Origin of the sequence: Pseudarthrobacter sp. MM222 (assembly GCF_947090775.1) — a bacterium.
In the GTDB taxonomy this organism is placed as follows: Bacteria; Actinomycetota; Actinomycetes; order Actinomycetales; family Micrococcaceae; genus Arthrobacter.
This window is the reverse complement of the sequence record NZ_OX352321.1, coordinates 1744169-1764679: the sequence shown is the minus strand read 5'-3', so window position 1 is coordinate 1764679 and position 20511 is coordinate 1744169. Positions and strand designations below refer to the sequence as shown.

At 67.8% G+C, this 20511-nt stretch carries 19 protein-coding genes; 4 read left to right on the top strand and 15 right to left on the bottom strand.

Translation table 11 applies throughout. From position 1 onward, the window contains the following. Positions 1–3: 3 nt before the first annotated feature. The 9 genes from OM977_RS07975 to OM977_RS07935 form a co-directional block, all read right to left on the bottom strand. A complete protein-coding gene (locus tag OM977_RS07975; protein WP_264356955.1) occupies positions 4–837 on the bottom strand; it encodes an ECF transporter S component in 834 nt (277 codons plus the stop codon). 116 nt (positions 838–953) lie between these two features. Continuing rightward, positions 954–1967, bottom strand: coding sequence for a nucleoside hydrolase (locus tag OM977_RS07970; protein ID WP_264357351.1), 1014 nt, complete (start codon positions 1965–1967; stop codon positions 954–956). A 125-nt stretch (positions 1968–2092) separates the two neighbouring features. Next, on the bottom strand, positions 2093–3070 hold the full coding sequence (locus OM977_RS07965) for an aldo/keto reductase (protein WP_264356953.1): 978 nt from the start codon (positions 3068–3070) through the stop codon (positions 2093–2095). A gap of 38 nt (positions 3071–3108) precedes the next feature. Beyond that, positions 3109–3327 (bottom strand): hypothetical protein, encoded by a 219-nt coding sequence (locus tag OM977_RS07960; protein ID WP_264356952.1) that lies wholly within the window; start codon positions 3325–3327, stop codon positions 3109–3111. A gap of 69 nt (positions 3328–3396) precedes the next feature. Continuing rightward, on the bottom strand, positions 3397–3954 hold the full coding sequence (locus OM977_RS07955; RefSeq protein WP_264356951.1) for a hypothetical protein: 558 nt from the start codon (positions 3952–3954) through the stop codon (positions 3397–3399). A gap of 90 nt (positions 3955–4044) precedes the next feature. Continuing rightward, positions 4045–6018 (bottom strand): 1-deoxy-D-xylulose-5-phosphate synthase, encoded by a 1974-nt coding sequence (gene dxs, locus OM977_RS07950; RefSeq protein WP_264356949.1) that lies wholly within the window; start codon positions 6016–6018, stop codon positions 4045–4047. A 147-nt stretch (positions 6019–6165) separates the two neighbouring features. Next, positions 6166–8991, bottom strand: coding sequence for an aconitate hydratase (locus tag OM977_RS07945; RefSeq protein ID WP_264356948.1), 2826 nt, complete (start codon positions 8989–8991; stop codon positions 6166–6168). Positions 8992–9162: 171 nt separating this feature from the next. Further along, positions 9163–10503: a class I SAM-dependent RNA methyltransferase gene (locus tag OM977_RS07940; RefSeq protein ID WP_264356946.1), complete on the bottom strand. Its 1341-nt coding sequence runs from the start codon at positions 10501–10503 to the stop codon at positions 9163–9165. Next, on the bottom strand, positions 10500–12443 hold the full coding sequence (locus OM977_RS07935; protein WP_264357350.1) for an APC family permease: 1944 nt from the start codon (positions 12441–12443) through the stop codon (positions 10500–10502). Before OM977_RS07935 ends, OM977_RS07940 begins: the two co-directional genes overlap by 4 nt. Positions 12444–12620: 177 nt before the next feature. Here OM977_RS07935 and OM977_RS07930 point away from each other — a divergent pair, with 177 nt between their 5' ends. Then, complete coding sequence (locus OM977_RS07930) at positions 12621–13292, top strand: potassium channel family protein (protein ID WP_264356944.1); 672 nt, start codon at positions 12621–12623, stop codon at positions 13290–13292. Further along, positions 13293–14036: a potassium channel family protein gene (locus OM977_RS07925; protein WP_264356943.1), complete on the top strand. Its 744-nt coding sequence runs from the start codon at positions 13293–13295 to the stop codon at positions 14034–14036. It begins immediately after the preceding gene. A gap of 27 nt (positions 14037–14063) precedes the next feature. Here the strand turns inward: OM977_RS07925 and OM977_RS07920 are convergent, their stop codons facing one another. The 4 genes from OM977_RS07920 to dut form a co-directional block, all read right to left on the bottom strand. Further along, a complete protein-coding gene (locus OM977_RS07920; protein ID WP_264356942.1) occupies positions 14064–14798 on the bottom strand; it encodes a DUF3159 domain-containing protein in 735 nt (244 codons plus the stop codon). Further along, positions 14795–15148, bottom strand: a complete 354-nt coding sequence (locus OM977_RS07915; RefSeq protein ID WP_264356941.1) for a hypothetical protein — start codon at positions 15146–15148, stop codon at positions 14795–14797. Before OM977_RS07915 ends, OM977_RS07920 begins: the two co-directional genes overlap by 4 nt. After that, on the bottom strand, positions 15141–15860 hold the full coding sequence (locus tag OM977_RS07910) for a DUF3710 domain-containing protein (RefSeq protein WP_264356940.1): 720 nt from the start codon (positions 15858–15860) through the stop codon (positions 15141–15143). Before OM977_RS07910 ends, OM977_RS07915 begins: the two co-directional genes overlap by 8 nt. Positions 15861–15996: 136 nt before the next feature. Continuing rightward, positions 15997–16506: a dUTP diphosphatase gene (gene dut, locus OM977_RS07905; protein ID WP_264357349.1), complete on the bottom strand. Its 510-nt coding sequence runs from the start codon at positions 16504–16506 to the stop codon at positions 15997–15999. Positions 16507–16657: 151 nt separating this feature from the next. On the opposite strand from dut, the gene OM977_RS07900 reads away from it, so the two are divergent. Further along, on the top strand, positions 16658–17146 hold the full coding sequence (locus tag OM977_RS07900) for a DUF3093 domain-containing protein (protein ID WP_264356939.1): 489 nt from the start codon (positions 16658–16660) through the stop codon (positions 17144–17146). A gap of 31 nt (positions 17147–17177) precedes the next feature. Here the strand turns inward: OM977_RS07900 and OM977_RS07895 are convergent, their stop codons facing one another. Further along, positions 17178–17477 carry a DUF4193 domain-containing protein gene (locus tag OM977_RS07895; RefSeq protein ID WP_264356938.1) on the bottom strand — a complete coding sequence of 100 codons (300 nt, stop codon included), beginning with the start codon at positions 17475–17477 and terminating at the stop codon, positions 17178–17180. 324 nt (positions 17478–17801) lie between these two features. Here OM977_RS07895 and sepH point away from each other — a divergent pair, with 324 nt between their 5' ends. After that, a complete protein-coding gene (gene sepH / locus OM977_RS07890) occupies positions 17802–19184 on the top strand; it encodes a septation protein SepH (protein WP_264356937.1) in 1383 nt (460 codons plus the stop codon). Positions 19185–19262: 78 nt separating this feature from the next. Here sepH and OM977_RS07885 read toward each other — a convergent pair whose 3' ends face one another. Continuing rightward, the gene (locus tag OM977_RS07885; RefSeq protein WP_264356936.1) at positions 19263–20510 is read right to left on the bottom strand and encodes an alkaline phosphatase family protein; all 1248 of its coding nucleotides are present in this window, start codon (positions 20508–20510) and stop codon (positions 19263–19265) included. Position 20511 lies beyond the last annotated feature (1 nt).

Below are 20511 nucleotides of genomic sequence, written 5' to 3'. Positions count from 1 at the left end.
GGCTCAGGCTTCGGGCGTTCCCGGGGCCTTGCCGGCAAGCACCCGGAAGCGCCGGACGAAGGGGAACCGGTAGGTGGTGCGGCGCGGCAGGGCATAGACCAGCAGCGCGGCGATGGCGAAGACAATCGCCTTGTCCATGGGGTCTGAGATCAGGGCCTGCTTGGTGATGGCGGCGAGCAGGGTGTCGCCCATGGCGCGGAAGGCGCCCACGATCGCACCCGTGCCCACGCCGGCCGTGCCGCCGAAGACGAAGGCCGCGATCGGGGCGGAGACGACGCCGGCGAGGATGCCGGTGACGAAGCCGGCGACCGGCGCGAGGTAGAAGCGGCGGAACAGGCCGCCGCGGGCGGCGACGCCGGCCAGGAAGCCGATCAGCGCGGCGCCGGCTGCGAAGGGCAGCACCGTCGGGTTGAAGAAGGACCACACGATGCTGCTGAGCGCGCCCGTGGCGGCTCCCGCGGCAGGGCCGGCCAGGACGGCGACCAGGACGGTGCCGATCGCGTCGAAGTAGAACGGCAGCCCGGTGGCGCCCATGAGCTGGCCCAGGACCACGTTCAACACCAGCGCCACCGGCATCAGGACCAGCGTGGACGTGGGGAGCACGGGGAGCACGGCGGCGATCAGCAGCATGGCGCCGAGCAGGAAGCCGCCCAGCGCCACGAGCGCCGAGAAGCTGGCCGGGCCGTTGGCGATGTCCGCCGGCTGGGTGAGGACGAGGAAGACGTAGGTGGCCGCGATGGCTGCGGCGCCGGCAAGTTCGAGCAGGCGGCGGCGTCGGCCGGCCGCCGTTCCAGATTCGGTGCCGGGGGCAGGAAGGGTCAGGGACGGCTGTGACATGGGGATGGTCCTTCGGCTGGGGTTGCTGCAACATCCGCCTATGTCACCTCGGCGCAGCTACCATCCTAGCGAGCGCCAGGTCCCGCTCCGACCACTGGGACGCGGACCGGGCGCCGCTAGGGGTGCCCGGTCCGGCGGGCCAGCGCGCCCACGGACGTGATCAGCTCATCGAAGCACTGGTCGGGGTCGTTGGAGACAACCACCCTGGCGTTGGGCCGCATCCCCCAGAGCCCGCGGTAGTCGGCCACCGTCGTGCCGATGAGCAGGGGCGATGAGGTTTCGACGTCGACCGTCGCCAGCCGGGCAGCTACGGGCGTGCGGCCGATGGCGGCGCAGGCCGCGAAGGCATCGTGCATGTGTGCGATGTAACCCTGGTCATACTGCCTGTGGAACTCCAGATAGAACCGGACCGCGTCGGACAGGCAGGCGACAAGCCGGTTCGGGGAGGTGCTGCGCTGGCCGGCAGGCTGCTCCGGCAGGACCAGTTCCGGCGGGGCGCCGGCTGATTCGGCGAGGCGTTGCAGGTGCTCCGGCCGGAGTTCGATCAGCTCGGTGGTTTCCAGCGCGCACACCAGCGGCAGTTTGTCCTCGGGCAGTCCACGGTAGGCCGCGAAGACCTCCTTGGCGGCGTGCGGGTCAACGGAGACGTTCCACTCCGCCGTGGGGGTGGTGTTGCCCTGGTAGTTGAAGCTCCCGCCCATGATCACGAGGCCCTTGAGCAGGAGCGGCAGCTCCGGTTCCCGGCGCAGGGCGAGGGCGAAGTTGGTCAGCGGGCCGGTGATGAGGCCGGTCAGCTCCCCCGGGTGCGCACGGGCCTCCTCCACCCAGACGTCGACGGCGTGCCGCGCCGAGATCCCCTGCGCCGGGGCAGGCAGTTCGGCGTAGCCGATCCCCTGCGGCCCGTGCGTTTCCTCGGTGGTGATCAGCGGAATTTCCAGCGGCACTTCGGCCCCGATGGCAACCTCGATTCCCGGCCTGCCGCAGAGCTCCAGCAGGGCCAGGTTGTTCAGGGCAACCTGCCGGGCGCCAACGTTTCCGGCGGTGCAGGTGATCGCCTGGATCCGCACTTCGGGCCGGGAGAGCAGGTACACGAGGGCCAGGGCGTCGTCGATTCCGGTATCGACATCCATCAGCACGTAGTGCGTGGGCGCAGTGTGCGTGGGCGCAGAGTGCGTGGGCTCAGTGTGCGTGGGCGCAGAGTGCGTGCGCGCAGAGTGCGTGGGCACGGTTTTCCCTGGACTCGGCACGGCGTCCCCTAGAACAGCGCCACCTTGGGCGTGCGCGGGAAGAGGTCGTCCAGTTCGGCGAGTTCCGCGGCGCTGGGGATCCAGGCCACGGCGGCGGCGTTCTGCCGGACCTGTTCGGGCCGGGTGGCGCCGGCAATGACACTGCTCACGGACGGCTGCGCCGCCAGCCAGGAGAAGGCGACCTGGATCTCGTTCAGGCCCCGGGCGGCGGCGAAGGCGCTGAACGCCTCCAGCTGCTCCCAGTCGGCGTCGTTCACCAGGTTGGTCCGGGTGTGGCTGAGCCGGGAACCCTCGGGAGCGCTGCCCTTGGCATATTTGCCGGTCAGCAGCCCATTGGCGAGCGGGAAGTAGGGCAGCACGCCCAGCCCGAAGGCTTCGGCGGCGGGGGTCACCTCAAGCTCGGCACGGCGGTCCAGCAGGTTGTAGTGGTTCTGGCTGGAGATAAAGCGCGATCCGCCCCGGGCCCGTGCCACGTATTCGGCTTCGGCGATCTGCCAGCCGGCCCGGTTCGAGTGGCCGATGTAGCGGACCTTCCCGCTCGTCACGAGCTCGTCGAGGGCCGCGAGGGTCTCCTCGATGGGCGTCAGCGGGTCGGGGGTGTGGAACTGGTAGAGGTCGATCCAGTCGGTACCCAGCCGGCGCAGCGAGGCCTCGGCGGCCCGGATGATATAGCGGCGGGATCCGCGCGCACCGAAATCGTTGCCGTTGGCGCCCCGGACGTCCATGCCGAACTTGGTGCCGATCACCGCGTCGTCCCGCCGGCCGGCGAGGGCCTTGCCCAGCATCGTTTCACTGAGGCCCGGTTGCCGGCCGTAGTTGTCCGCGACGTCGAAGAAGGTGATGCCGGCGTCGAGGGCCGCGTGCACGACGGCGTCGGTCCCCTCCTGCGACTCGGTCGCCGTATTAGACCGGCCAAGGTTGTTACAGCCCAGGCCCACGACGGAGACGGTCAGTCCGGAATTTCCCACACGGCGGTATTCAGTCATGGGGTTCAGCCTATAACGGCCCCGGCGAGGCCCTCGCGTCAGCCGGCCGAGAGCTCCAGCCCGTGGTCGTCCAGGGCGTCCCGGAGCTGCGCCATGGTGCGCGGGCAAACTCCCGCCATCCCGGCGAGTTTCCGTTCGCCCAGCTGCACCAGCTGTTCCAAAGTTTCCACCCCGGCATGCGCCAGGGACCTCCGGGCCGGAGCGGCAATCCCCCGCGGAAGCGGTGTGCGGCCTGGTTCAAGGGATTTCGGCGTCATTGCGGTGTGCCTTCCAGTTTGATTGCCCCCAAAGCTGATGTGAACTAGCAGTACGGACTACGGAGGGAACTACAGACTGAAGCTGTTGGCCGGCTTCGGTGAATGCTTGAGCTTGAATTCGGTGTCGCCGAACGGTGCCGCGCCGATGCTGAGCTTGGTGAAGTCGAGGTCCTCGCCGCGGATGCAAACCTTGATCGCGTTCACGGTCTTGTTGACGTCCGGGGTGAGGCAGAAGATGTTCAGTTTTGAGTCGCCGAATTCCGAGCGCTCCACTGTTCCCAGTCCGCGCCAGGCCAGATGGCTGATCAACGCGTCCTTGGCTTTCTCCTCCAGGTAGCGGTCCCGGTTGGTGCCGTCCTTCGTCTTGAGCGCGTACTGGGCCACAACCCAGAACTGGTCCTTTTCGGGGACCTCCGCGTAGCCGTCCTCGGCGCACTGCACGGCGAAGGCATCCATCAGTCCCTCAGCGGCGGCGGCGTCGGCGACGTCGGTCTCCTCGGTTTTGCTCTGGTGCCCGACCACCCCGTGGTTCATCACAAACTGGCTGTAGTCCTCATCAAACCAGGCTTCCCTGAACTCCAGGACCCCTTCTTCGTTCCGTTTGTAAACCCGGATAATTCCGCTCATATGCCAGTTCCTTCCTGGACCGTCGAACGCGGCACCACGCGTTGGCGCCGGACGGTATTGCTTCTTGGATTCGCTGTTCAGACGTGCTGGCTATAGCAGCGGCAGGCTGCCGGTGCTGGGGTGTTCCTGCCCGGGCAGGGGCCGGGCGAACGGCACCTTGGTCCCGAGGACCTGGGCGACGACGTCGTGCGTGATCTTCCTGGCGGTCAATCCGACGCGCTCCAGGACCTGGCTGCGGCTTCCGTGGTCCAGGAATTCGACCGGGAGCCCCACCTCGTTCAGTGCGGTGTCCACTCCGGCGGCCCGCATTTCCTGCCGGATCCGCGAGCCGACACCGCCGGCGCGCACCCCGTCTTCGATGCAGACGACGAGGCGGTGGTGCGAGGCGAGGGCGATGATGGACTTCCGGACGGGCAACAGCCAGCGGGGGTCCACGACGGTGGAACTGATGCCCTGGGCTCCGAGCCGGTTCGAGACGTCCAGCGCGAGTTCGGACATGGCGCCGACGCTGACGATCAGGACGTCGTTTTCGGTCGAGCCGGCGGGGCGCCGCGCGAGCACGTCCACGCCGTCGCTGAGCCGCTCGACGGCGTCCACCTCGGCGCCGACGGTGCCCTTGGAGTAGCGGATCACGCTCGGCGCGTCCTCGATCGCGACGGCCTCGCGGAGTTCCTCGCGCAGCCTGCTGGCGTCGCGCGGGGCGGCCAGGTGCAGTCCCGGAACGATCTGGACCATGGCCATGTCCCACATGCCGTGGTGGCTGGCGCCGTCGGGCCCCGTGACCCCGGCGCGGTCCAGGACCACGGTGACTCCGGCCTTGTGCAGGGCGACGTCCATCAGCAGCTGGTCGAAAGCGCGGTTGAGGAACGTTGCGTAGACGGCGACGACCGGGTGCAGCCCGCCGAAGGCCATGCCGGCCGCGGAGGTGAGCGCGTGCTGTTCGGCGATGCCGACGTCGAACACCCGCTCGGGGTGCCGGGCGGCGAACTTGTGCAGCCCGACCGGGATGAGCATGGCGCCGGTGATGCCGACGATGTCCTTGCGTTCGTCTGCGATGTCGGCAATTTCGTCGGCGAAGACGGACGTCCAGGACTTGGCGCCGCCCGCCTCGGTGGGCTCGCCCGTTTCCGGGTCGATGATGCCGACGGCGTGGAACTGGTCCGCCTCATGGGCGCGGGCCGGCGCGTAGCCGTGGCCCTTCTCCGTCATGGCGTGGACAATGACGGGTCCGGCATAGTTCTTGGCCGTGGAGAGGGCGTGCTCCATGGCCTGCAGGTTGTGGCCGTCCACCGGGCCGATGTACTTCATGCCGAGGTCCTCGAACATGCCCTGCGGCGCCCACCAGTCCTTGATGCCCTTTTTCATGGCGTGGAGGCTGCGGTAGGTCAACTGCCCGAAGGTGCCGCCGTTCTGCAGCTTCCGGCGCCACCAGTCCAGCGTGCCCTCGTAGGCGGGTGCGGCGCGGAAGGAATCGATGGTGGGCCGCAACGAGGCCAGATAGTCGGCGAAGCCGCCGACGGTCGGGGCGTAGGAGCGCCCGTTGTCGTTGACGACGATGACGACGCGGCGCTTCTTGTCCGCGGCGATGTTGTTCAGGGCCTCCCAGGCCATGCCGCCGGTCAGGGCGCCGTCGCCCACGACGGCGATGACGTACCGGTCTCCGTCCCCGGTCAGCTGCCGGGCGCGGGAGATCCCGTCGGCCCAGGACAGCGAGGAGGACGCGTGCGAGCTTTCCACGATGTCGTGGTCTGACTCGGCGCGGTCCGGGTAACCGGAGAGTCCGCCCTGCTGGCGGAGCGTGCTGAAGTCCTGGCGGCCGGTGAGGAGTTTGTGGACGTACGACTGGTGGCCGGTATCGAAGACGATGCTGTCGCGGGGCGAATCGAAGATCCGGTGCACGGCGACGGTGAGTTCCACGACGCCGAGGTTCGGGCCGAGGTGGCCTCCGGTCTGGGAGACGTTGCCGATCAGGAATTCCCTGACCTCGGCTGCCAGCTGATCCAGCTGCGCCTCGGACAACTTGCTCAGGTCCTGCGGATTCCGGACGGTCTCCAAGATTCCCAACGGCCCCTCCTTCGAGTGGTAGACATGCCGTTTAACTCTAACGCCTCCGGAACGGCCCGGGTGCCGGAACGCGAAGGCCCCGGCCGGTCATTGACCGGCCGGGGCCTTCCTGCGTGCAGTTCCTTCCGCGCTGGAAGGGATCCTCCGCTAGCTGGCGGAGATCTGGCGCAGCACGTACTGCAGGATGCCGCCGTTGCGGTAGTAGTCCGCCTCGCCCGGAGTATCGATGCGCAGGACCGCATCGAAGGACGTGGTGGAACCGTCGTCGGCAGTTGCGGTGACCTTGAGGGTCTTCGGCGTGGTGCCTTCGTTGAGCGCGGTGACCCCCTCAACGGCGAAGGTTTCCGTACCGGCCAGGCCCAGGCTGGCAGCGTTCTGGCCGGCCGGGTACTGCAGCGGCAGGACGCCCATGCCGATCAGGTTGGAGCGGTGGATGCGCTCGTAGCTTTCGGCCACGACAGCCTTGACGCCCAGGAGCGCCGTACCCTTGGCCGCCCAGTCACGGGACGAACCGGAGCCGTACTCCTTGCCGGCCAGGACCACCAGCGGGGTGCCGGCTGCCTGGTAGTTCTGCGCTGCGTCGTAGACGTACGCCTGCGGGCCTTCCGGCTGCGTGAAGTCGCGGGTGAAGCCACCCTCGACGCCGTCGAGCAGCTGGTTCTTGATCCGGATGTTCGCGAAGGTGCCGCGGATCATGACCTCGTGGTTGCCACGGCGTGAGCCGTAGGAGTTGAAGTCCTTGCGCTCCACACCGTTGGCCAGCAGGTACTGTCCGGCCGGGGTGTCCGACTTGAACGAACCGGCCGGGGAGATGTGGTCGGTGGTGACCGAATCGCCGAGCTTCAGCAGGACACGGGCACCGGTGATGTCGGTAACCGGCTCCGGCTTCGCCTTCATGCCCTCGAAGTACGGGGGCTTCCGCACGTAGGTGGAGTTCGGATCCCAGGCGAAGGTGTCGCCGGCCGGCGTGTCGAGTGCCTTCCAGCGGGCGTCGCCGTCGAAGACGCCTTCGTAGCCGCGCGCGAACATTTCCTTGTCGATGGAGGAATCGATGACCTGCTGGACCTCCACCGGGTTCGGCCAGATGTCCCTGAGGAAGACGTCGTTGCCGGCGTCGTCCTTGCCAAGGGCGTCTGACTCGAAGTCGAAGTCCATGGTTCCGGCCAGGGCGTAGGCGATGACCAGCGGCGGGGACGCCAGGTAGTTCATCTTCACGTCCGGGTTGATCCGGCCTTCGAAGTTGCGGTTACCGGAGAGCACGGCGGTGACTGACAGGTCGTTGGCCTGGACGGCTTCAGAAATCTCAGGATCCAGCGGGCCGGAGTTGCCGATGCAGGTGGCGCAGCCGTAGCCGACGATGTAGAAGCCAAGCTTCTCCAGGTACGGGGTCAGGCCCGACTTCTCGTAGTAGTCGGTGACCACCTTGGAGCCCGGGGCCACGGAGGTCTTGACCCACGGCTTGGACGTCAGGCCCTTGTCCACGGCGTTGCGGGCCAGCAGAGCGGCGGCCAGCATCACGGACGGGTTGGACGTGTTGGTGCAGGACGTGATCGAGGCGATGGCCACGGCCCCGTGGTCCAGCTCGAACTCGCGGCCGTCTTCCGTGGTCACCTTGACGGCGTTGGAAACCCGGCCGGCCGCACCGTGTGCTGCCGAATAGACCGGCGGCTCGCGGTCCGTGTCCGTCACGTGCGTATCAGACTGGGTGAAGGAGGGCGGGTCCGAGGCCGGGAAGCTCTCCTCCAGGGACTCGTCCAGCGTGCCGGCGTCGGCGTCGTGCTTGACGTAGTTGAGCAGGTCGTGGCGGAACTCGTCCTTGGCCTCGGTGAGAACGATGCGGTCCTGGGGACGCTTCGGGCCGGAGATCGAGGGAACCACCGTGGACAGGTCCAGCTCGAGGTACTCGGAGAACTTGATCTCGTGGGACGGATCGTGCCAGAGGCCCTGTTCCTTGGCGTAGGCCTCCACGAGGGCGACGTTCTCGTCGGACCGGCCGGTGAGGCGCAGGTACTCGATGGTGACATCGTCGATGGGGAACATTGCGGCCGTGGAGCCGAACTCCGGGCTCATGTTGCCGATGGTGGCGCGGTTGGCCAGCGGCACGGCCGCGACGCCCTCGCCGTAGAACTCGACGAACTTGCCCACGACGCCGTGCTTGCGCAGCTGTTCGGTGATGGTGAGGACGACGTCGGTGGCGGTGGCGCCGGCCGGGATGGAACCGGTCAGCTTGAAGCCCACGACGCGCGGGATCAGCATGGAAACGGGCTGGCCGAGCATGGCAGCCTCGGCTTCGATGCCGCCGACGCCCCAGCCCAGCACGCCCAGGCCGTTGACCATGGTGGTGTGCGAGTCGGTGCCGACGCAGGTGTCCGGGTAGGCCCGGACAACGCCGTCGATTTCGCGGGTCATGACGGTGCGGGCCAGGTACTCAATGTTGACCTGGTGCACGATGCCGGTTCCGGGCGGGACAACCTTGAAGTCGTCAAACGCGGTCTGGCCCCAACGCAGGAACTGGTACCGCTCGCCGTTGCGCTGGTATTCGATCTCCATGTTGCGCTCCAGTGCGCCGGAGTTGCCGAAGGCGTCGATCTGCACGGAGTGGTCGATCACCATTTCCGCCGGCGCCAGCGGGTTGACCCGCTTGGGGTCGCCGCCGAGTTCCTTGACGGCCTCACGCATGGTGGCGAGGTCGACGACGCAGGGAACGCCGGTGAAGTCCTGCATGATCACGCGCGCCGGCGTGAACTGGATTTCAGTGTCGGGCTGGGCGCTGGGGTCCCAGCCGGCCAGTGCTCGGACGTGGTCGGCCGTGATATTGGCGCCGTCCTCGGTCCTCAACAGGTTTTCAAGCAATACCTTGAGGCTGAACGGAAGGTTTTCTGCACCTTCAACGGAGTTCAACCGGAAAATTTCGTATTCGGTACCGGCTACATTAAGTTTGCCTTTTGAACCGAAGCTGTCCACAATGCTCATCGCAGGGCTCCTCTCGCAACAGTTTCATCTTTGTCGCGCCGCAGACCCCTTGCTAGTTAGGACTCCCTAACTAGCACCATGCCTCGTCAGGACGAGATTCAGTGGATATTGCATGAGGTCAGCCGTGATTACGGAGCGCGACGTCGGACTACTCCGCCCATCCTAGTAGGATCAGCGCCGCGGAGTCAGTAGCGCCACAGTCTCCATGTGATGGGTGTGCGGATACAGGTCGAAGGCCCGCAACCCAGAGAGTTCCCAGCCGCCCTGCTGGAAGTAGCCCAGATCGCGGGCGAACGACGCCGGATCGCAGGAGACGTAGGCAACGGCCCGCGGGCCCGTGCCGATCAGCTGGTCCACGACAGCTTTGCCCGCTCCTGCCCGGGGCGGGTCCAGGAGGACGGCGTCGAAGTTCCGCGGCTTCTGGCGCAGCACCCGTTCCACCCTGCCCTGGACTATTTCCACCTGCGGCGCCCCGTGCAGGTTCTTGCGGGCATCCCGGCTGGCGCCGGGCGAACCTTCCACGGACAGCACGGATCCGGTCACGCCCACGGCGTCCGCGAGGGGTGCCGTGAAGAGGCCGGCGCCGGCGTACAGGTCCGCCACCACCGCGCCCGAGTCCAGGAATCCGCCGTCGTGCAGGAAACCGGTCAGGGCCCCCACGAGGGCGCCAGGCGCGTCGCGGTGGATTTGCCAGAACCCGTCGCCCGTGACCCGGTACTCATGGCCGGCCGCGGACTCCTGGACATAGGTGCGCCCGCGCAACTGCAGGGCCTCCCCCTTGACCGGATCAAAGCTGGCGACCGAGACGTTGTCCGGCAGCTGCGAGAGGATGGCGCTCAGCCGCTTGGCGCGGGTGCCCGCGGCCGGCACCAGGAGAACGAGCGGGCGGGAGCCGTTGGCCGGGGCCGCGACCTCCACGCGCTCGATGCCCTGCAGGTCGATCTCCCACAGCCGGAGCGCGTTGATGCCGTCCACCGCCAGCGGCATCTCCCGGACCGGCAGGACCGTGTCGGAGCGGTGGGCGTGCATGCCGAGTTTCCCGCCGGGGGTCACGGCGAAGCCGGCCCGGGTCCGCCAGGCCAGGCCATCCCGTGCCGCCTGGTCTCCCACAGCTTCGACCTCGGTGACGCGGTCGACGCCGGCGAGGCGCTGCAGCTGCTCGGCCAGGACCTCCGCCTTGAGGCTGCGCTGGCGTTCCAGCGAGATGTGGCCGAGCTCCGCGCCGCCGAGCGGCGGGTGGCGGTGGGACCAGGACCGTGCGGAATCGGCAAGATCCCAGAAGTGATCCACCCGGTCCGGGGATGCCGCGAGGACCTCCACAACGTCCCCGCGCCAGAACTTCGCGTCCGGGCCGGCGTCAGTGAGGCGGACCCGCACTTTTTCGCCCGGGATGGCGTGGCGGACGAACACCACCCGTCCCTCGTGCCGGGCGACGCAGTGGCCGCCGTGGGCCACCGGCCCGACGTCGACGACGAGGTCGGTAGGGACTTGCGTGGCGGTGTCGGGGCTCATTGGATATCCTGCAGTTTCTTGGCTTCTTCGGACGATTTCAGCTGCCACGGGACGCTGGCAACCATGACTCCCGGCTCGAAATGCAGCCGGGTCTTGATCCGCAGCGCGGTCTGGTTGTGGACCAGCTGCTCCCACCATTTACCCACCACGTACTCGGGGATGTAGACCACGATCAGGTCGCGGGGGGAATCGCGCCGCATGTTCTTGACGTACTCCATGATGGGCGTCACGGTCTCCCGGAACGGGCTGGCGAGCACCGTCAATGGTACCGGGATTTCCAGTTTCTCCCAGTCGGCCACGGTCTGCTCGGTCTCTTCGGAGCTGATGTCCACGGTGATGGCGTCCAGCCGGGAGGGGCGGGAGGCCCGGGCATAGGCCAGGGCGCGCAGTACCGGCTTTCGGACGTGCGAGACCAGCAGCACGGCATGCACCCGGGTGGGGAGGGCCCGCGGCGAGGAGTCCTCATCCACGGCGAGTTCCTTGGCCACGTTGTCGTAATGCGCCCGGATGCTCCACATGATGAGGAACAGGACGAACATGGCAAGCAGCGCGATCCAGGCGCCCTGCTGGAACTTGGTGATCAGCACGATCACCAGGACCGTTGCCGTCATGCCGAAGCCGACCATGTTGATGGTGCGGGACTTGAGCATCCGCCGCTTCGCCGCGGGGTCCTTCGCGACCTTCAGCGCCCGGCCCCAGTGCCGGACCATGCCGAGCTGGCTGATTGTGAACGAAATGAACACGCCCACGATGTAGAGCTGGATGAGCTTGGTGACGTCTGCGTTGAAGGCGATGATCAGCACGAGCGCACCGGCGGCCAGCGCCAGGACGCCGTTGCTGAAGGCCAGCCGGTCCCCGCGGGTGCGCAGCTGCCGCGGCAGGTAGCCATCCTGGGCCAGGATCGAGCCCAGGACCGGGAAACCGTTGAAGGCGGTGTTGGATGCGAACACCAGGATCACGCCGGTCGCGGCGACCACGATGTAGAAGAAGATGGACCCGGTCCCGAAGATGGTCTGGGCGATCTGGCTGATGGCCGGATTCTGGATGTAGCCCTCGGGCAGCGGGTTGCCGTCCAGCAGGAATTCCGTGGCCGGGTCCAGCACGATATGCACCTTGGTGGCGTTCGCCAGGTAGATGATTCCGGCCAGCATGGAAGAAGCGATCACGCCGAGCAGCAGCAGCGTGGTGGCCGCATTCTTGCTCTTGGGTTTCTGGAAGTTCGGCACGCCATTGCTGATGGCCTCGATGCCGGTCAACGCGGCGGCACCCGAGGAAAAGGCCCGGAGGAGCAGGAACGCGCCGGCGAGGCCGACGAGGCCTTCGTCGAAGCCTTCGGCCGGCACGATCGTGAACGCCGCAGACGGTGCCTCGCCGAGCTGGCCGGTGGCCGCCTGGAAGACGCCGACCGCCGTCATGCCCAGGATGGACGCCATGAAGATGTAGGTGGGGACGGCGAAGACGCTGCCGGCTTCCTTGATGCCGCGCAGGTTCACCAGAGCCAGGATGACGACGCCGATGGTCGCGATGGCGGCCTGCTGGCCGTGCAGCGAGGGCACCGCCGTGGTCAGGTAGGTCGCGGCCGAGGACATCGACACCGCGACCGTCAGCACGTAGTCCACCAGCAGCGCGGAGGCGACCGTGAGCCCGGCATACTTGCCGAGGTTCTCGTTGGCGATCTCGTAATCGCCGCCGCCGGAGGGGTAGGCGTGGACGTTCTGGCGGTAGGAGGCAACGACGGTCAGCAGCACCACCATGACGGCCAGCCCCACCCAAGGCGAGAACGCCACGGCGCTGACCCCGGCGAGGGCCAGGGTCAGCAGGATTTCATCCGGTGCGTACGCCACGGAGGACAGCGCATCCGAGGCGAAAATAGGGAGGGCAATCCGCTTCGGCAGCAGGGTGTGGGCCAGCCGGTCGTTACGGAAAGGCCGGCCCACCATCACCCGCTTTACGGCATTGAAAATTGTCAGCACCACACAAAGCTAGTCTCATTCGCAGGCGATGTCATGACGGCTGCGCACGCGGCCGTTGGCGGCCTACCCCCGCTGACTGCGGCGCGCCGCGTGGCCGGTAGAGTTTTACGCAGCAGCAGACAGCGAAGCATCTAGGAGGCACGTGTGGCGCACTTCGTCATCATGGGTTGTGGCCGGGTGGGGGCAACCCTGGCGCACACGCTCGAGGACGCCGGTCATTCGGTGGCCATTATCGACCAGGACGACCGTGCCTTCCGGCGCCTCCGCACTGGCTTCACCGGCCGGAAGGTCACCGGAGTCGGCTTTGACCGGGAAACCATGAAGCAGGCCGGCGTCGAGGATGCCTATGCGTTCGCGGCCGTTTCCAGCGGCGACAATTCCAACATCCTGGCCACCCGCGTGGCCCGCGAGACCTTTCACGTCCCGCACGTCGTGGCCAGGATCTACGATCCGGGCCGCGCGGAGATCTACCAGCGGCTTGGCATCCCCACGGTTGCGGCCGTGCGCTGGAGCGCGGACCAGGTGCTCCGCCGGATCCTCCCGGAGCAGCACCTCGCCGGTGACTTCCGGGACCCCTCCGGCCGGCTGGTGCTCGCCGAAATCGACCTCCACGCCGGCTGGGTGGGGCATCCCGTGACCGCGATCGAGAGAGCCGCAGGCATCCGGGTGGCCTACCTGACCCGGTTCGGCGAGGGCATCCTGCCCGGTACCGGCACCTCCTACCAGGACGGCGATACGGTCCACGCGATGCTCGATGTGAACCGCACCACCGAAGTTGCCCATATTCTTGCCAAGTCCCCCGCCAAGGAGTCCTGAGTGAAAGTCGTCATCGTTGGCGCGGGAAGTGTCGGCTCGTCGATCGCCCGCGAACTCCTGTCCCACAAACATGAAATCCTGCTGATCGACCTCAAGCCCGAGGTGATCGGCCGGAGCGGCCTGCGGGGCGCCCACTGGCTCGTGGGCGACGCCTGCGAACTCAGCACGCTCAAGGACGCAAAACTGGAGGACGCCGACGTCGTGGTGTCCGCCACCGGTGACGACAAAGTCAACCTTGTGGTCTCGCTGCTGGCAAAGACGGAATTCGGGGTGGGCCGGACGGTCGGCCGGGTCAACAACCCCAAGAACGACTGGATGTTCGACGATTCCTGGGGGGTCGACGTCGCGGTCAACACCCCGCAACTCATGACCGCACTCGTTGAGGAGGCGGTGGAGATCGGCGACCTTGTCCGGCTCCTGACCCTTCAGACGGGGGTGTCCTCGCTGGTCGAGTTCACGGTCCCGCACGACTCGCACGTGATCGGCCTGACCGTCGGAGCCATCGACTGGCCTGAGGACTCGACCCTGGTGGCCATCCTGCGGGACCAGGCGCCCATCACCCCGAGCCGTGATGACGTGCTGGACGGCGGCGATGAACTGTTCTTCGTCACCACGATTGCCGCCGAGGACCAACTGCGTGCCCTGCTCGCCCCGGATTCGCTGCTCGAGGACCACTCCCCGGCCGGCCCCGGCCGGCAGGATACCGACAACCAGCAGCCCGAGGACGACGGCTTCGCCGGCTGATCCGCGGTTGCCTCAGCCGTCGGGCTGTTAGCTGCGGTCGGTCCCGTTGTCGGCGGGAGCGGGCGCGGGACGGGTCAGGAGCCAGGCCACCCAGACGCCGAGGATGTAGAGCGGCGCCCCCATCAGGAGCCGCGTCGTGGCCAGGGCGGCCAGGCCCGGCTCGCCCATGAGGTACAGCGGGACCTGGACCACGAGCCGCAGGACCAGCACCGCAATGATGACCCAGGTCCCGATCTGGTAGGCCTTCATCCGGGCGGGGTGCTTGCGCCACTCCAGGCCTTCGTTCCGGATGAACCCGAAGATCAGGCCGGCGAAGGGCCAGCGGAAAACGACTGAGAGGGTCATCGCCAGGATGTAGGCGATGTTGGTGAAGAAGCCCAGGACGTAGAAGTCCTCGGCCTTCCCGGTGGTGTTGGCGATCCACGCCGACAGCGCGACGCCGACGACCCCGGCCAGCGCCTGGGTCAGCGGACGGCGCTGGATGAGCCGGGCGACGGTGAAGGCCGCGGCGGCTGTGAGCGAGCCGATCAGGGCTGTCGGCAGTTCCCGGGTAATGGTGAAGACCACCAGGAAGACCAGCCCGGGCAGGATGCTCTCGGCGATGCCCTGCACGCCGCCCGCGCTTTTCAGCACGTCAATGTTTCCATTGCTGGAACGGTGCAGTCCGGCCTGGCTGGCGTATCCCTCGGCGAGCTGCGCCATGGTGGGCTGCTCTGCCGGGCCTTGTTCGGCTCCGGGCTCGGACTTCTCGGGCAATGTCATTGCTCCTCCAGGCGGGAGAGTATCTCGTAGCGGGGGTTGAACATAGTGGGAAGCCCGGTCCGCACGGTGACCATGCCCTCGAGCTTCAGCTCTGTGCCGGCGGCGATGCCGGGGATGCGCCGCCGCCCGAGCCAGACGACCCGTAAGCGGCCCGCGGCGCCGTTTTCCGCGGGCCTTGCCCTGACCGGCGCGTTTTCGTGATCCACCACGATGGCCGTGAAGGTGGCCACCTGGCTTGCCGGTGCGTAGGTTACCGCCTCGATGTAGCCGCGGCACAGCACCCGGCCGCGCTTCGGCAGTTCCCTGATCGAGAGCGGAACGGCGGATCCCTTGCCGACGGCATCAGCCAATCTGGGTGATCTCCGGTCCACGTTCGGGTTTCTCGAGGTCCGGAGCGGCCTTGGGGGCCGGGGCCGCGGCGTCCTTCGGGAGGCGCAGCTGCAACAGGTCCCGCGGCGGCATCGGGTTCTCTCCCCGGACGACGACGATCTGGCGGAACAGCCCTTCCAGCCCGGCGGCGGCGTCGCGGTCGACGGCGGCCTCGCCGCCGAGGACGCCCCGCAGGAACCAGCGCGGGCCGTCAACGCCGATGAACCGGGCCACCCGGTAACCGTGGCTGCCGTCCGAGCCGCTGGCGGGTAGCTTGGCGAGGAGTTCGGTGCCGAAACTGCCCTGGATCTCCTCGACCTGGCCGCCCTGGCTTCCGACGGACTGTCCGATCTGTTCGCGGATCTCGTCCCAGAGACCTTCGGAACGGGGCGCAGCAAACGCCTGCAGCTGGAGGCTCGAGCCGTTCAGGTCCATGGTCACGGCGACGACGCGTTGCGTTGCCTCCTCCACCTCAAGCCTGAGCTGCAGGCCTTCCTGGGGAGCGATCAGCAACGCGCCGAGGTCCACGTACCCGTCCTGGTTCTCGATCTCCGACAGGTCGAAGGGACCGGTGGAGCCACGGCCCGTACCGTCGGCGGCATCCGCAGCGGAGCCCTCAGCAGCCGCCTCCGGGGTTTCCCCGGAATCGGTCAGCTGTTCCTGCTTGGCTTTCCTGCCACGCCCAAAAACCATCGGGTGTCTCCTTAGTTGTGTTGTGCCGCCGCAGCGCTGTGCGTCCGCGTGGCGGCAGCCCGTCCCGTGGGCAACCGCCGGCTTGAAGTCCCTGCTTAATTCTGACTACCCGCGGCTGCGGCTATCCTGCTCCGGCTCAGGTTGCAGTGGGGCCGAAGCCGCCGGTGGACCCGAAGCCGCCGCCGCCGCGGACCGAGTCGCTGAGTTCCTCGACGGCGAGGAACCTCGCGTACTCGACACGCTGGATAACCATTTGTGCAATTCTATCGCCGCGCTTGAGTTCAATCGCCTCGTGCCGGTCCGTATTCAGCAGAGTCACGGCGATCTCTCCGCGGTAACCCGCGTCAACGGTTCCGGGTGCGTTGACCACCGTCAGTCCGTGCTTGGTGGCCAGGCCGGAGCGCGGATGGATCAAGGCAACGAAGCCGTCCGGCAGGGCAATGGACACCCCTGTCGGTACCAGCCGGCGTTGCCCGGGCTCCAGCAGGACGTCCTCGCGGGCTCGCAGGTCCGCGCCGGCGTCGCCCGGGTGCGCGTACGACGGCGGTTCCAACCCGCCGTCGAGCATCTTCAGCTGCACGGTGAGGGTGGGGGTTCCGTACTCCACGGTGCCGGGTTCGGTCGGCTCGTCGGGGAGGGTGGTCACGCCGGAGTTTTCTTCAGTCACAGTCCCTCACTCTATCGCCAGCCTCCGGTTCGGCCTAGCCACGGCGGCCGGAGCGCGGGCCGGTGTGCGGGTGCACATGGCGCGAGGCGGCCGAGATGAAATAGCCCGGGAAAAGTGAAAAGCTGGGCTCATGCCCGAATCCAGTGCAGCTGTGCCTGCCTCCAACACCCCCAGTGACACCGCCGTGCTCTACTCCGAGAAGCTCTGGCCCAATGTCTGGGTCTGGCTGGTGGCGGCGGGGCTGTCCGGCGCGGGGATCCTCGTCTTCGCCCCGATCAGCACGGCCGCGGGCATTACGGCCGCCGTCGTGCTCTTCACCATCATCGCGGTGCTGCTGGTCCTGTCGACGCCCCCGATTGTCGTAACGGGGTCAACGCTGCGCGTCGGCCGGGCAACGATCGAACGCCGCTTCCTCGGTTCCGCGGTGGCCTTTCGCGGCAAGGAGGCGACGGCGGAGCGCGGCCCCCGGCTCAACGGCCTTGCCTTCATGTGCTTCCGCGGCTGGGTGGATCCGGTGGTCCGCATCGAGATCACGGACCCCTCGGACCGGACCCCGTACTGGTTGACGTCCACCCGGCACCCGGAGCAGCTCCTCGCCGCCCTAAAGTCCCGGAACTGACGGTCATTCACCGTTCTTCTTAGCCCCCCGGCTAGCCCTCGCAGTCCTTGCAGTACTTAAGCCCATCCTTTTCCCGGGCGATCTGTGAACGGTGGCGGACGAGGAAGCAGGAGGCGCAGGTGAATTCATCCGCCTGGGCTGGCATGACCCGTACCAGGAGTTCTTCCCCGGACAGGTCTGCCCCGGGGAGTTCGTAGCCTTCGGCCAGTTCGGTTTCATCTTCATCCACCACCGCGGAAGGCTTTTCCGTACGCCGTGTCTTCAGCTCCTCGATCGAGTCCTCGTTGAGGTCCTCTTCGGACTTGCGTGGCGCATCGTAGTCTGTCGCCATTAGTTGTTGCTCACACTCCGCTGGTTCGATTGGTTCGCCGTGCCCCGAATGGTCCGCCGGGCTGGTGGCCCGCGACCGTCCGGGTCCGGTTCTCCGTTGTCAACACCGGACACGCGGTTTTTGTGCCCGATGTCGGGTCATTTTGGCTTAAGCGTCTGGTGAAAGCCATAGGCGGCCGGTCTGCGGCCCGGCCTATACCCCCTGGGGGCAAGAAATGCGCCGAAATGACGCGGAATTTCGCGGCGCGCCCTCCGTCCTCACCGGAAACTGGCCTTGCGGGTGGCAGAGTTTCGATTGTTAGTAATGCCAGGGTGGAGGATTTGTATGCAGGGTCTACGGCTTGTAGGCGTCCACGACGACGGGGAGCATCTCCTGTTGAGCGGCGCCGGCGGCGAGATGTTCCAGCTGCCAATCGATGAAGCACTTCGGGCGGCAGCCAGCCGGACGTCGGCTAAAGCGGCCACCGCGGCGGCGCCTATTGCGATGTCCCCGCGCGATATCCAGACACGGATCCGCAACGGCTCGACGGCGGCGGAGGTTGCGGAGCTTTCGGGCATTCCGCTGGCCAAAGTCCAACGGTACGAAGGCCCCGTGCTGGCCGAGCGCGAGTACATCGCCCAACAGGCCCGCAAGGTGGAGGTTGCCTCCCCGGCCCCGGGCCAGGACGTGTACCGCTCGGTGTTCGGCGACAACCCGGCATCCCTGAGCGACATGGTGGCGCACCGCCTGTCGGCGCACGGTATTGACACCTCGACGCTTGAGTGGGACTCCTGGCGCCGCCCGGACGGCAGCTGGACCGTGGTGGCCCGCTTTGAACAAAAGCCGGGCCAAGCCGAAATCGGCGAAGAGCCTCCGGCGATGTGGACCTTCAATCCCGCCCGTAAATCGCTGCAGAACGCCAACCGCTGGGCGCAGCAGCTCAGCGAACTGGAGCCACTCGACGGTCCGGTGCCCGCGCGCCGGCTCTCGGCGGTTTCGGACCGCCCCTTCGACTTTGAAACCGACGCCGACGCCGCGGCCCGGACGGCCACGGCGCAGCTCAACGTCATCCAGCAACTCCAGCTGCAGCAGAACCAGGAAGCGGACGGGCTGCTCGACATGCTGCGCTCCCGGCGGGGCCAGCGCCTGGGCCTGGACGAAGATGCCGACGACGCCCTCGCCCTGCTCCTGACCAACGGGGTCCCGGCAGCCCACCCACGGCCGTCCGAGGTGACGGCGGATGCGCCCGCCGAGGAACCGACCGATGCCGCTGCCGAGCCGGAATCGCCTTCAGCCGGGGAACCGGTCGCGGCCCCGGAAGCGGAACGCCCGGAGGCACCGGCGGAAGCGGACGTGCAGCCCGGCTCGGACAGCTGGGGACGCCGCCGCGACGGCCGGCCCTCCATCATGTCCCGGCTCACCCTGGCCCCCGCACATGAGGACACGGAAGACGACGCCCTCAAACTGCACGACGGCGTGAGCACGGAGACCCGGGAGATCATCCTTGCGGCGTCCCAGCTCCGTCCGGCCGGCCAGCAGGGTCCCACCCCGAGCAAAGGCCTGGACGAACTCCTCGGCGGCGGAAGCCCGCGCCGCCAGCAGCGTGACGCCGCTGCCGGGGCCCGCACGGACCGCGAAACAGAGCAGCCGGAGCGTCAGCCCGCCAAACCCAAGCGGTCCAGCATCCCCAGCTGGGACGACATCGTCTTCGGAACCCGCGGGGACTAGCCGAGCCAGCTGCCGGGCCTTCCCCCCGGCGGCCGCGACTCCCTGGCGTTGACGCCGCTGGCTTCCAGCGGACCGAACTCAGCGGCGCGGCGGGGCCTTGGACCCGTCGGCCTGAAAACACAGCAGCGGAACTTCGCGTTCGGCCTTGGTCAGGGAGCCGTGCTGGCCCACCACCTCCATGGCCGTCGACCGCACCCGCCGGGTGTCGTAGAGGGCCAGCGCGTCCCGCGCGGCGATCAAGACGTCGCCGATCCGCGGCCCGACGTCGGCCCGGACCTCGCCAAAGAGCCCGGCGGTGATTGCTTCCTCACGGGTAAACGCCCAAATCCTGTCACCGAAGCGGGCACGCCAGGCTGCCACCAACCCGGCGCGTCCGGCGAGGTCTCCGCTGTCCTCCAGGTAAAGGTGGACCATGCGCGGCTCCCCCGCCGTGTGCCGGACGCCCGCGATGAGTGCGGGATCCGCGGAATAGTCGATCCGCTGGGATTCCGCCACATCAAGCATGCCGTGGTCCGCGGTGAGCAGCACCGTGGTGCCTGCCGGAAGCGTGGCGCCCAGCCTCCGGACCGTGGCGTCCAGTTCCTCCAGCTGGTGCTCCCACTGGGGTGACTGGCAGCCGTGCCGGTGCCCGGCCTTGTCCAGCTCATTGACGTAGAAATACATCAGCGAGCCTCCGGCGCCGGCCATGGCTTCGGCGGCCGCGGCGGTCCTGGCGTGCGAGGTGGTCGCCGTGATGTACCGGCCGCCCCGAAGCGCTGCCTGGGTCATGGGAGAGTTGCTGAACTGCGGCAGGCTCACGGTGGTAACGTCCACGTGCTCCGCGGCGCGCTCGAAGACGGTCGGAAACGGCTGCCATAGCTGGGGATCCACACCGGCGTCCCAGTTGCCGAGCATGTTCACCACCCGGTCCTGGTCCGGATCGAGCACGTCGTAACCCACCATGCCGTGCTGCCCCGGGGCAAGTCCCGTGCCGAAGCTGGCCAGCGAGGCCGCCGTTGTGGAAGGAAACGCGGAATCCAACCACACCGGCACCTGCCCCTGGCCCGCCTGCATCACGGAGCGCAGGAACGGGGTGTGGGCCGACTTCTGCTTCAGCAGGGTCCGGCCCAGCCCGTCGGCCAGCACGACGCAGATGCGTTTGCCGGTGGGCAGGCCCAGCCGGTTTTCAAATCCCGGGACGCCGATGCTCGCCGCGGCGCTGCTCAGCACCTCTGCGACGGAACGGTGGCCGAACGCCGGCGCGGCGGGCAGCAACGCGGGCAAAGTGCCGGGGTCGGCGGGTGCCGACGTCACCGGGAAGGGCTCAGGAGCGCGGACGGTCGCCATC

What these genes read in the sequence shown, in the direction of transcription:
- OM977_RS07895 (WP_264356938.1), bottom strand. Translation starts at nt 17,477, where the DNA reads ATGGCGACAGACTACGATGCGCCACGCAAGTCCGAAGAGGACCTCAAC.
- OM977_RS07910 (WP_264356940.1), bottom strand. Translation starts at nt 15,860, where the DNA reads ATGGTTTTTGGGCGTGGCAGGAAAGCCAAGCAGGAACAGCTGACCGAT.
- OM977_RS07965 (WP_264356953.1), bottom strand. Translation starts at nt 3,070, where the DNA reads ATGACTGAATACCGCCGTGTGGGAAATTCCGGACTGACCGTCTCCGTC.
- OM977_RS07920 (WP_264356942.1), bottom strand. Translation starts at nt 14,798, where the DNA reads ATGACATTGCCCGAGAAGTCCGAGCCCGGAGCCGAACAAGGCCCGGCA.
- OM977_RS07940 (WP_264356946.1), bottom strand. Translation starts at nt 10,503, where the DNA reads ATGAGCCCCGACACCGCCACGCAAGTCCCTACCGACCTCGTCGTCGAC.
- OM977_RS07900 (WP_264356939.1), top strand. Translation starts at nt 16,658, where the DNA reads ATGCCCGAATCCAGTGCAGCTGTGCCTGCCTCCAACACCCCCAGTGAC.
- OM977_RS07885 (WP_264356936.1), bottom strand. Translation starts at nt 20,510, where the DNA reads ATGGCGACCGTCCGCGCTCCTGAGCCCTTCCCGGTGACGTCGGCACCC.
- sepH (WP_264356937.1), top strand. Translation starts at nt 17,802, where the DNA reads ATGCAGGGTCTACGGCTTGTAGGCGTCCACGACGACGGGGAGCATCTC.
- OM977_RS07935 (WP_264357350.1), bottom strand. Translation starts at nt 12,443, where the DNA reads ATGGTGGGCCGGCCTTTCCGTAACGACCGGCTGGCCCACACCCTGCTG.
- OM977_RS07970 (WP_264357351.1), bottom strand. Translation starts at nt 1,967, where the DNA reads ATGGATGTCGATACCGGAATCGACGACGCCCTGGCCCTCGTGTACCTG.
- OM977_RS07945 (WP_264356948.1), bottom strand. Translation starts at nt 8,991, where the DNA reads ATGAGCATTGTGGACAGCTTCGGTTCAAAAGGCAAACTTAATGTAGCC.
- OM977_RS07975 (WP_264356955.1), bottom strand. Translation starts at nt 837, where the DNA reads ATGTCACAGCCGTCCCTGACCCTTCCTGCCCCCGGCACCGAATCTGGA.
- OM977_RS07955 (WP_264356951.1), bottom strand. Translation starts at nt 3,954, where the DNA reads ATGAGCGGAATTATCCGGGTTTACAAACGGAACGAAGAAGGGGTCCTG.
- OM977_RS07960 (WP_264356952.1), bottom strand. Translation starts at nt 3,327, where the DNA reads ATGACGCCGAAATCCCTTGAACCAGGCCGCACACCGCTTCCGCGGGGG.